The organism is Aminipila sp. (assembly GCF_032051575.1).
Classification (GTDB): domain Bacteria; phylum Bacillota; class Clostridia; order Peptostreptococcales; family Anaerovoracaceae; genus Aminipila.
In genome coordinates this window covers 98,145-108,451 of sequence record NZ_DAMBYD010000014.1, presented here as the reverse complement: position 1 = coordinate 108,451, position 10,307 = coordinate 98,145, and the positions used below count along the sequence as shown (strand labels likewise).

Below are 10,307 nucleotides of genomic sequence, written 5' to 3'. Positions count from 1 at the left end.
GGCCTTCTAAGCCGTGTGTCTGGGGTTCAAATCCCTATGGGCTCACCATTTTTTTTATTTAAGACTCGCCGTAATTCAATATTAAATTGGGTTAAGGCTTTGAGAATGGGGTATAGCCAAGTCGGTAAGGCAACGGACTTTGACTCCGTCATTCGTAGGTTCGAGTCCTGCTACCCCAGCCATGTGACCTATTAGCTCAGTTGGCAGAGCACTTGACTTTTAATCAAGGTGTCCGGAGTTCGAATCTCCGATGGGTCACCAATTTAATTTAAATAAGAAGTAGAACTCATTGATGGAGAGGTGTCCGAGTGGTTTAAGGAGCTGGTCTTGAAAACCAGTGATTCCGAAAGGGACCGTGGGTTCGAATCCCACCCTCTCCGCCACATGAAGTTAAATTTTGCTTTGTATCGGGGTGTAGCGCAGCTTGGTAGCGCAACTGGTTTGGGACCAGTGGGCCGCGGGTTCAAATCCTGCCACCCCGACCATTTTTTATAAAGCATGCCCAGATAGCTCAGTAGGTAGAGCAGAGGACTGAAAATCCTCGTGTCCTTGGTTCGATTCCGAGTCTGGGCACCAAAAAAAACCGTTTCAAACGAAACGGTTTTTTTTTACCATTTTTCATATCTAATTAATTCATTTAAGGGCCTTCTTGGACGTTGTTTAGGCAATTCATCATTATATCCTAATGTAAGGACACAACATACGTATTTATCTTCAGGAATACCTAAAATCGGTCTAAGATCCTTTTGATTGAACCAGGCTGTCCAGCAAGTTGATAAGCCTAGATGCTCTGCTTGAAGACACATATGTTCTATGGCTATTGATGTATCTCTGATGATTTGTTTTAATTCTGGCTCAGGACTGTTTTCATCTAACCATATGGTGACATTACTGTCAATTCGGCAACGAATATCAGCAACACAAACAATGAATACTGGTGCTGTCATCATCCAACTTTGACTGTGATCAGCATAGGTTATTTTTTCTTTCATAGTTTCTGACGTAATAACAATAAAGTTCCATGGCTGAGTGTTACTTCCAGAAGGGGATAAGCGAGCACTGTCTATAATTTGTAAAATCTTTTCTTTTTCAACATCTTTATTTTTATATTTTCTAATACTTCTTCGATTTTGTATTTCTGATAGCATATTAATTTTAGTCCTCCTATAATTATCATTACTAAAAATCATTTCTAATATATTATAGAATATGTACACTGTTAAAAAATAAAATGGTAACTAGATAGGATAGGCCAGCTATAATGCAGGAAAAAGCAATAACTTTAGATTTGACCTTAGATTCCTTTTCGAAAACAGCCATGGAGGTAATAAAGGATATGACAAGGGCAACCAGGGCAATAAGCGTCATAGTATTTATGAGCGCATTATAACTCTTAAAAAAGAAACATAGGGCAGCTATAATACATACGGTAAGAACATATTTAATGGCTCCTCCATGATTAAATATAACTGGTATGAGCAACGCAGCCCATATGACTCCAACCAAAACGCATTTTGCAATTAACCAAAATAATTCCATTTTTAAATTTATCCTTCCTATAAAACAATTTGTCCTTAATAATTATATTTGATTTTAGGGAAAATTTCAATTACAATGATATATGTATTCGAACAGACAAAAGGTATATATAGGAGGAAAAAGAGTGGCACAGCTATATTATAGATACAGTACAATGAATGCAGGTAAGTCTATTGAACTTATTAAAGTTGCATATAATTATGAAGAAAGAGGAAAACGAGTTTTGACTTTAGTTCCAAGTGTTGATGACCGATATGGAGCAGGGGTAGTGACTTCAAGAATAGGTATACAGAGAGAAGCTGTAATGGTTGCAGATGATACAAATATTTTAGAATTATTTTTATCGGAAAATGCAAAGGAAAAAGTGGATTGTGTGCTGGTTGATGAGTGTCAATTCTTAAAGAAACACCATGTTCAGGAATTAGTGGAAGTAGTAGATAGCTGTGATGTTCCAGTACTGGCCTATGGATTAAAGAACGATTTTAGAAATGAATTATTTGAAGGTTCATACTATATGTTAGTTTACGCTGATAAAATTGAAGAGATTAAAACTATATGCTGGTGTGGAAGAAAAGCTACCATGGTGGCTAGAGTTGTAGATGGAAAGTTTGTAAAACAGGGAGAACAAGTTGTTGTAGGTGGAAATGATATGTATGTTTCACTTTGCAGAAAACATTATAATGATGGCAGATTAGAGCCTTAGAGTATAATAAAAAAGGGGAATGGTGATTTCACACCATTCCCCTTTTACAATGGAATCATTCTAAATATTTCTTTCCCTGCCAGCTGTTTCTATTTTTTAGCTCCTTGTGTATTCCATTAAGGATTGTTCGTTTTTGATAACTCCATTCAGGGGATATCAGTATTGGCCTTGGTGCATCTGCACTCATACGATGGATAGTAATTCTAGGGGGAATTATTTCTAGTGCATCAACTACTAAATCTACGTATTGTTCAATGCTGTTAAAGGATATATAGTCAGGATAAAGTTTTTCCATCTGAGAGCCCTTGACAACATTTAACATATGCATTTTTAATCCAAATATGTTATCTTTACAAACATACTTTACTGAATCAAGCATGTTTTGCTTTGACTCTCCAGGGAGCCCGAAAATAAGATGCACTACTGTACGTATATTTAGTTGATTAAGTCTTTTTATGGCTTCATCATACGCTTCCAAAGCATAACAACGGTTAATTAATTCGGCAGTGTTTTCATGGATTGTTTGAAGGCCTAATTCTATCCACAGGAATGTTTTTTTATTAATTTCATCAAGTAACTCATATATTTCATCAGAAAGGCAATCAGGGCGTGTGGCAATAGCAATACCTGAAATATCAGAATTATTTATTACAGAATAGTATTTTTCTCTCAGTTCAGAAACTGGGGCGTAGGTATTTGTATGATTTTGAAAATAAGCCAAGTGATTACTGTTTGGCCATTTGTCTGATAGAAGTTTTATCTGTCCAGAAATATCACTGGCAAAATCACCTGAACCATCTGCAGAGCAGAATATACATCCATTTATGCCTTTACTGCCATCTCTATTTGGACAGGTAAAACCGCCGTCTAGGGATAGCTTAACTGTTTTTTTCCCAAAGTAATCTTTTAAATATGACCCGATGCTGTTTATTGGGTTTACAGCATCGCATAGAACTGCTTTCATGAAAACTCCTTCTAAATTTTATTTGAACATTTGTATGGTAATATCCGTATTCATTGAATTTTTATTATATCATAAATTTAAAGTATTATTTTATGATATAATAATTACATTATATTTTTTAAGATATGATTTGGGGGAAAAAATGAACGATAACAGACAGATTAAGCCTACTGGTGAAATTATAGAAAAATTCTTTAACGAGAAAGAAATTGTTCTATTTGATGATATAAAAGATCGGGTGAAGGAAAAGCCTAAATTATTACTTCATAGTTGTTGTGGACCTTGTAGTACTGCAGTTATAGAAAGACTAATGGGAAGCTATGATGTAACAATCTTTTTTTACAACCCAAATATTACAGAAAAAGAAGAATATGAAAAAAGGAAGGCAGCCCAGCTGGAATTTCTTGAGGCCTACAATCAAAAGGTAGAGGAAGAAGACAAGGTTACTTTTGTAGAGGGTGAATTTTTCCCTGATGAATTTTTTCGTATGGTGAAAGGACTTGAGGAGGAACCAGAAGGGGGAAAACGCTGTACAGAATGTTTTAGATTAAGGCTGGAAAGAACAGCAGCAGAGGCTAAACTAAATGGGTATGAACTGTTTGGAACGACATTAACTGTAAGCCCACATAAAAATTATTTGCTTATATCTAAAATAGGAAAAGATTTTGCTCTAAATTATGGACTTTCATTTTTGGATATGGATTTTAAGAAAAAAGCAGGATATCAGAGAAGTGTAGAATTGTCTAAAGAATATGGATTGTATAGGCAGAATTATTGTGGCTGCTGCTTTTCGAAATGGGAATAAATATTGAATTGGAGATTTATGAAATACGTAAACGTAGCTATTGATAATAATAATGATAATACAGATAATTTATATACTTATGCTTCAAGTTTAGATGAAATTATAGTAGGCAGCAAAGTTCTAGTGCCTTTTGCACGTGGGAACAAATTTAAAACAGGATATATTTTTGATGTGATGGATTCTATTGACAATGAAATAAAAGGATTAAAATATGTAGAAAGCATTGATGAAGAAATTTGTCTTTCTGCTGAGATGATAGATACTTGCAAATGGATGAGAAAAAGATATTTATGTAGATATATAGATGCAATAAGCTGTTTTACGCCAGCAGGTAGTGTCTCTAAACGGGGCAAAAAAAGAATTCCATACAAAGATATGGCTGGAGAAAAAAATTCAATTAAAGAGCTTACTGCAGAACAAGAATCGGCTATTAGCCAGATTAACCCATATATAAAAAAACAGCAGCATGAAATATTTTTGATACATGGTGTCACAGGGAGTGGGAAAACAGAAATTTATATCAGACTGATAAATGCTGTATTGGAAAGTGGCAGAAACGCCATTGTTATGGTACCGGAAATTTCCTTAACGACCCAGGTCATTGAAAGATTTATAGGCAGGTTTGGGCAGGATAAAATAGCGGTACTTCATAGTAAGCTTTCGTTAGGTGAAAGATATGATGAATGGGTTAGAATAAGAAGTGGACAAGTAAGAATTGTTATAGGTGCAAGGTCTGCGGTGTTTGCTCCTTTAGAGAATATCGGCATTATTATAATGGATGAAGAGCATGAATCAACTTACAAGTCCGATATGTCGCCTAAATATGACACCCTTGAAGTCGCCATTAAAAGGACAAAAGTTTTTGATGGACTGGTGATATTAGGTAGTGCAACACCTTCTGTGGTGTCTACATATAGGGCAGAACAAGGGATATATAACAAAATAGAATTAAAAGAGCGATATAATAAAATGTCTCTGCCAAAAGTGGAAATAGTAGATATGAGGGAAGAATTAAAACTAGGGAATAAGTCTATTTTTAGCAGATTATTATATAATGAGATGCAAGAATGCTTAGAAGAAGGACAACAAGTGATTTTATTCCTCAACAGAAGAGGCTATTCTACCTTTGTAACCTGCAGGGAATGTGGATATGTTATGAAATGCCCTGAATGTGGAATTTCTCTTACCTACCACAAGGCTAAGAATGCCGCAGTCTGCCACTATTGTGGAAAAATGGAACCATTACCTAAAACATGTCCGGAATGTGGCAGTAAATATATAAGGCACTTTGGAACTGGAACTGAGAAAGTGGAGGAACTTACTTCTAACATCTTCCCTGATTACCCTATTGCAAGACTGGACTTAGATACTATAAAGCTTAAGGGAAGCGTTGATAAAATAATAAATGATTTTAGAAAAGGGAAAACCAAGATACTAATAGGTACTCAGCTTGTAGCCAAGGGGCTTGATTTTAAAAATGTTGGACTTGTAGGTATTATTTCTGCGGATGTCATATTAAATATCCCAGATTACCGTGCTGCGGAACGAACTTTTCAGCTGATAACTCAGGCAGCTGGAAGAGCCGGAAGGGGCGAAAAAGAAGGAAAGGTTGTTATTCAGACTTACACTTCAGAGCATTACAGTATTGAGGCGGCAGCCCAGCAAAATTACAACATGTTTTACAAGACAGAAATTTTATTGAGAACAAGCATGCAATACCCACCTTTTAGTGATATTATTCAGGTTATAGTAATTGCCAAAAATGAACAGGTTTGTATAGAAGGAGCCCAAAAGACAATGGCTGCGGTTAAATCTGAATTGAGTGAAGAACTTAGAAACAATGTATTTGAACCACAACCTTTAATGCTTAATAATCAAAAGGAACATTATAGATATTATATTTTAATAAAGTGTCCTAAGGGCAAACGGGGAGAATGCTTAAATGCAGTTGAAAAGGTGAAAAGAAATGTAAATACAGGAAAAAAACAGCAGTATACTATTTCAGTAGATATAAATCCATACTAAAATAATGAAAGAAAGCAGAAAATATTGGCGAAACTGTTTATGTAGCCTAATTTTTATGGTATAATTTAATGCTATTGATTGAAATAATGGAGGTTGAAAATGGCTTTAAGAAATATTGTAGTTGAAGGTGATGAAATTTTAAGAAAAAAGTGCCGAGAGGTTACAGAAATAGATAATAGAATCCGAACAATCTTAGATGATATGCTTGAAACAATGAGAGCGCATAATGGTGTAGGTATTGCAGCCCCTCAGGTAGGTATTATGAGAAGGATGTTTATCATAGAGGTGGAAGAAGACGATGTAATAGAATTGATAAATCCTGAAATACTAGAAACAAGAGGATCTGCCTGGGCGGATGAAGGATGTTTAAGCGTTCCAGGGGTAATTGGAACCGTTGAACGACCTGAATATATTAAAATTAAGGGTTTGGATAGATTTGGAAATCAAGTAGTTCATGAGGCTGAAGGATTTAAGGCTGTTGCTTTTTGTCATGAAAATGACCACTTAGATGGTATTTTATATATTGATAAGGCTAAGGATATTAGGGATGCAGATGAAGAATAAATTAAAAACTATTTATATGGGAACACCGGAATTCGCGGTACCTGGTTTAGAAGCACTTTATAAAAGCGGCCATGAAATAGGTTATGTGGTTACCCAGCCGGATAAAGCCAGAGATAGAGGTAAAAAAATACAATTTACGGCGGTAAAAGAAAAAGCAATAGAATTTGGTATTCAAGTTTTGCAGCCAGAAAAAATTAAAGGTAATGAAGAATTCCTGGAAATATTGGAGGAATATGCTCCTGATTTAATTGTTGTTGCCGCATATGGAAAGCTATTACCTCCTGAGATTATTCATTTACCTAGGCTTGGGTGCGTTAATATTCATGCATCAATTTTACCTAGATGGAGAGGTGCAGCACCAATGCAGAGAGCCATTATGGCAGGAGATAAGGATATTGGCGTTACGCTTATGTATATGGAAGAAGGTCTTGATACTGGGGATATGATTGCTAAATTATCGACTCCAATTCTCAGAAAGACTGCGGCTGAACTTCACGATGAAGTGGCGGAGTTAGGTGGAAAATTGCTATTAGAGAAGCTTCCAGATCTGGAATCAGGTAACATTACAAGGGAAAAGCAAGAAGATAGTCTGGCAACTTATGCGGCTATGATTTTTAAAAAAGATGGTGAAATTGATTTTTCTAAAACACCTGCGGAAATAGAAAGACTTATTAGAGGTTTAGATTCATGGCCTGGTGCATATAGCTATTATAATGGCCAGCCTATAAAAATTTGGGGGGCAGAAGTTATAGAAAAGGCTTGCGATGTGCCCTATGGAACTATTGTGAATGTCTCAAATGAAGGGATAGAAGTATCGGCAGGGGGGAGTATACTTCTCATAACAGTTATTCAGGTACCAGGAAAGAAGAGAGTGTCAGTTGCAGACTATTTAAAAGGAAATCAAATTAAAATTGGGGAAGTATTTAATAAAATTGATTAGGGGTGTAAAATATGTGGTATTTTAATTCAACTATCATTTTACTTATACCAGCTATATTATTTGCAGTTTATGCACAGAGCAGGGTAAGTGCTGCTTATAGGAAATATGCAGATATTAGAAATAGAAGAGGTATAACAGGTGCACAGGCAGCACGAATGATATTAGACAATAATGGCCTTAGAGATGTAAAAATTGAGATGGTAAGCGGAACTCTTTCTGATCATTATGATCCAAGAACAAGAGTTATGAGATTATCTCCTCGGGTTTTTAATGAACCATCAATCGCTTCAGTAAGCATTGCGGCACATGAGTCTGGCCATGCTATTCAGCACGCTGAATTTTACTTACCACTTAAACTCCGCAATACAATTGTTCCTGTAGTTAATTTTGCTTCTATGTTATCATGGCCCTTGATGCTTATTGGTGTTGTCATGGCTAGAGGGGGGAATTCTGTAAGAGGCAATTTTATAATGGATATAGGTATATTGTTTTTTGCCTCCGTTGTTTTATTTCATGCGGTTACATTACCAGTGGAGTTTAATGCCAGCAACAGGGCTGTGAAACAAATGGAAAATTTAGGTATCGTATATCAAGAAGAAAAATCTAGTGCCAAGAAAGTTTTGTCTGCGGCTGCAATGACTTACGTTGCTGCACTTGCTACAGCAGTTGCAAACCTATTAAGATTACTTGTTTTAAGAGAAAGGAATCAATAAGATGGACGCAAACAGAAAAACTGCTTACTACACATTATTGGATGTGGAGTCAAAAAAATCGTATTCCAATATTGCGCTTAACCACCAGATTATCTGTGGAAAGCCAAGCTCTCCTTCCTTTGTGAGAGAACTCGTCTATGGGGTTTTAGAAAATAAGAAGTACCTTGATTACACCATAGGGCATTTTGTTGCAAGTGGCATTGATAAAATAAAGGTGAGTGATTTAGTAGTGCTCAGAATGGGGATTTATCAGCTTGGATATATGAATTCTGTTCCAGAGTATGCAGCTGTTAATGAAAGTGTATTGTTAGCTAAGAAATTTTGCAGGGGCAGAGAGGGCTTTATTAATGGAGTATTACGTTCGTATATAAGAGAAAAAGCTTCAGTCAACTTGCCTGATCGAAACCTTGATGAAGTAAAACACTTATCCATTAAATATTCTTGTGCAGAATGGATTGTTGAACTTTGGATGGAACAATATGGTGCAGAAACAACGGAAGAATTATTAAAGAATTCACAAGGCAATCCGGGATTAAGTATCAGAGTAAATACTTTAAAAACAGGTAAAGAGGATTTAACAAGAAGACTAACAGAAAAAAATTTTGAAGTTAAGGAGAGTCACATTTGTGACAGTGCCCTTCGAGTTACTAAAGGTAATGGAATATTAGAAAGCCAGTTATACAAAAATGGACTTTTTTCTGTTCAAGATGAAAGTTCAATGAAAACCGTTGAAATTCTTGATCCACAGCCTGGAGAGACGATTGTTGATGTTTGTGCAGCACCAGGAGGAAAGACTTTAGCAAGTGCAGAAAGAATGAGTAATCGTGGTCGCATTATTGCAAGAGATATATATTTAAGAAAATTAAATATTATAAATAAGGAAGCCGAAAGACTTGGTATTTCTATTGTAAACACCTCCACATGGGATGCTACAAAAGTAGACTCAGAACTTTTAGAAAAAGCAGACAGAGTTATTGTTGATGCACCATGTTCTGGGCTTGGAGTGATTCGAAGAAAACCAGAAATAAAAGATAAGAAGAAAGTTAATGGTTTTGACAGTTTACCTGCAAAGCAATTAGAAATTCTTACAGTTTCTTCTAAATATGTTAAAAAAGGCGGAGTACTTCAATATAGCACTTGCACGATTAACAAACAGGAAAATCAAAGAGTTATAAAAGAATTTTTAAGAAAGAATAAGGATTTTAGTATAGTTCATGAACGTCAGTTTATGCCGCATATTGATATGACAGATGGTTTTTATGTGTGCAAAATGGTAAGAAGTAAGAACTTAATTTAGTTAATATTGGAGAAGTCATGGTTCAAGTAGGTTTTAAAAGTGATCGAGGCCTAAAAAGAAAAAATAATGAGGATTCATGTTTTGTAATACCTGAGGATAAAATCTATATTGTTGCTGACGGTGTTGGCGGTAGTAATTCAGGTGAAGTTGCAAGTCGTAGTGCAGTAAGTTTTGTTGCTGATTATGTAAAAAAGAATCCTATTAAATTGGTAAAAGGCCGAGAAGAAATAAAAAATTATTTTGTGAATTGCATAGGAGAGGCTAATTCCCTAATTTGCGGGCTATCTAGTGAGAGTACTGACAATAAGGGAATGGCCACTACTTTAGTTTTGGCGTATGTAATAAGGCGGAAGGCTTATATAGTAAATATAGGCGATAGCAGGGCATATTTAATGCGGGATGGTAATCTAATACAGATTACCGAGGACCATACATACGTTAATACCTTAATAAAGTCTGGAGCCCTTACAGAGGACGCAGCGAGGAATCATTCCAAAAGGCATATTATTACAAGAGCCCTTGGTGGAGATGATACAGTAGAACCGGATATATTTGAAGTAAAGCTTATGAAAGACGATATTCTGCTATTATGTACTGATGGCCTACATGGAGAGGTTGAGGATAGTAAAATTTGTGAAATCCTATCATCAGGACAGCAAATGTCAGAATTATGTAATCAACTCATAACAAGAGCAAACCGCTCAGGCGGGAATGATAATATCACAGTAGTCTGTGTAAAGATGTAGAGGGGAGAATT

Annotated in this window: 11 protein-coding genes and 5 tRNA genes; 13 read left to right on the top strand and 3 right to left on the bottom strand. The window is 35.8% G+C overall.

Annotated features, from left to right (window positions below):
• Positions 1-106: 106 nt before the first annotated feature.
• From RTW14_RS17080 to RTW14_RS17060, 5 genes are all read left to right on the top strand, one after another.
• Positions 107-182: transfer RNA gene (locus tag RTW14_RS17080), tRNA-Gln, on the top strand.
• A 3-nt stretch (positions 183-185) separates the two neighbouring features.
• A tRNA-Lys gene (locus tag RTW14_RS17075) sits at positions 186-261 on the top strand.
• A 33-nt stretch (positions 262-294) separates the two neighbouring features.
• Positions 295-383: transfer RNA gene (locus RTW14_RS17070), tRNA-Ser, on the top strand.
• A 25-nt stretch (positions 384-408) separates the two neighbouring features.
• Positions 409-485: transfer RNA gene (locus RTW14_RS17065), tRNA-Pro, on the top strand.
• A 15-nt stretch (positions 486-500) separates the two neighbouring features.
• Positions 501-576 (top strand) — tRNA-Phe (locus RTW14_RS17060).
• Positions 577-608: 32 nt separating this feature from the next.
• Here the strand turns inward: RTW14_RS17060 and RTW14_RS17055 are convergent.
• Together RTW14_RS17055 and RTW14_RS17050 are read right to left on the bottom strand one after the other, a co-directional pair.
• A complete protein-coding gene (locus RTW14_RS17055) occupies positions 609-1,148 on the bottom strand; it encodes a nitroreductase family protein (RefSeq protein WP_312653697.1) in 540 nt (179 codons plus the stop codon).
• Positions 1,149-1,200: 52 nt separating this feature from the next.
• A complete protein-coding gene (locus tag RTW14_RS17050) occupies positions 1,201-1,539 on the bottom strand; it encodes a hypothetical protein (protein WP_312653695.1) in 339 nt (112 codons plus the stop codon).
• Positions 1,540-1,663: 124 nt separating this feature from the next.
• On the opposite strand from RTW14_RS17050, the gene RTW14_RS17045 reads away from it, so the two are divergent.
• The gene (locus RTW14_RS17045; protein ID WP_312653693.1) at positions 1,664-2,242 is read left to right on the top strand and encodes a thymidine kinase; all 579 of its coding nucleotides are present in this window, start codon (positions 1,664-1,666) and stop codon (positions 2,240-2,242) included.
• A 55-nt stretch (positions 2,243-2,297) separates the two neighbouring features.
• Here the strand turns inward: RTW14_RS17045 and RTW14_RS17040 are convergent, their stop codons facing one another.
• A complete protein-coding gene (locus tag RTW14_RS17040; protein WP_312653691.1) occupies positions 2,298-3,206 on the bottom strand; it encodes a TIGR01212 family radical SAM protein in 909 nt (302 codons plus the stop codon).
• A gap of 142 nt (positions 3,207-3,348) precedes the next feature.
• Here RTW14_RS17040 and RTW14_RS17035 point away from each other — a divergent pair, with 142 nt between their 5' ends.
• The 7 genes from RTW14_RS17035 (at position 3,349) to RTW14_RS17005 (ending at position 10,296) form a co-directional block, all read left to right on the top strand.
• On the top strand, positions 3,349-4,011 hold the full coding sequence (locus tag RTW14_RS17035; RefSeq protein WP_312653689.1) for an epoxyqueuosine reductase QueH: 663 nt from the start codon (positions 3,349-3,351) through the stop codon (positions 4,009-4,011).
• A gap of 18 nt (positions 4,012-4,029) precedes the next feature.
• On the top strand, positions 4,030-6,036 hold the full coding sequence (priA, locus tag RTW14_RS17030; RefSeq protein WP_312653687.1) for a replication restart helicase PriA: 2,007 nt from the start codon (positions 4,030-4,032) through the stop codon (positions 6,034-6,036).
• A gap of 99 nt (positions 6,037-6,135) precedes the next feature.
• Positions 6,136-6,600 carry a peptide deformylase gene (def, locus tag RTW14_RS17025; protein ID WP_312653685.1) on the top strand — a complete coding sequence of 155 codons (465 nt, stop codon included), beginning with the start codon at positions 6,136-6,138 and terminating at the stop codon, positions 6,598-6,600.
• Positions 6,590-7,540 carry a methionyl-tRNA formyltransferase gene (fmt, locus tag RTW14_RS17020; RefSeq protein WP_312653683.1) on the top strand — a complete coding sequence of 317 codons (951 nt, stop codon included), beginning with the start codon at positions 6,590-6,592 and terminating at the stop codon, positions 7,538-7,540. Before def ends, fmt begins: the two co-directional genes overlap by 11 nt.
• Before the next feature lie 11 nt (positions 7,541-7,551).
• Positions 7,552-8,253: a zinc metallopeptidase gene (locus RTW14_RS17015; protein ID WP_312653681.1), complete on the top strand. Its 702-nt coding sequence runs from the start codon at positions 7,552-7,554 to the stop codon at positions 8,251-8,253.
• A gap of 1 nt (position 8,254) precedes the next feature.
• Positions 8,255-9,550: a 16S rRNA (cytosine(967)-C(5))-methyltransferase RsmB gene (gene rsmB, locus RTW14_RS17010; protein ID WP_312653679.1), complete on the top strand. Its 1,296-nt coding sequence runs from the start codon at positions 8,255-8,257 to the stop codon at positions 9,548-9,550.
• Between the two features lie 17 nt (positions 9,551-9,567).
• Positions 9,568-10,296 (top strand): Stp1/IreP family PP2C-type Ser/Thr phosphatase, encoded by a 729-nt coding sequence (locus RTW14_RS17005; RefSeq protein ID WP_312653677.1) that lies wholly within the window; start codon positions 9,568-9,570, stop codon positions 10,294-10,296.
• The last annotated feature ends 11 nt before the right edge of the window (positions 10,297-10,307 follow it).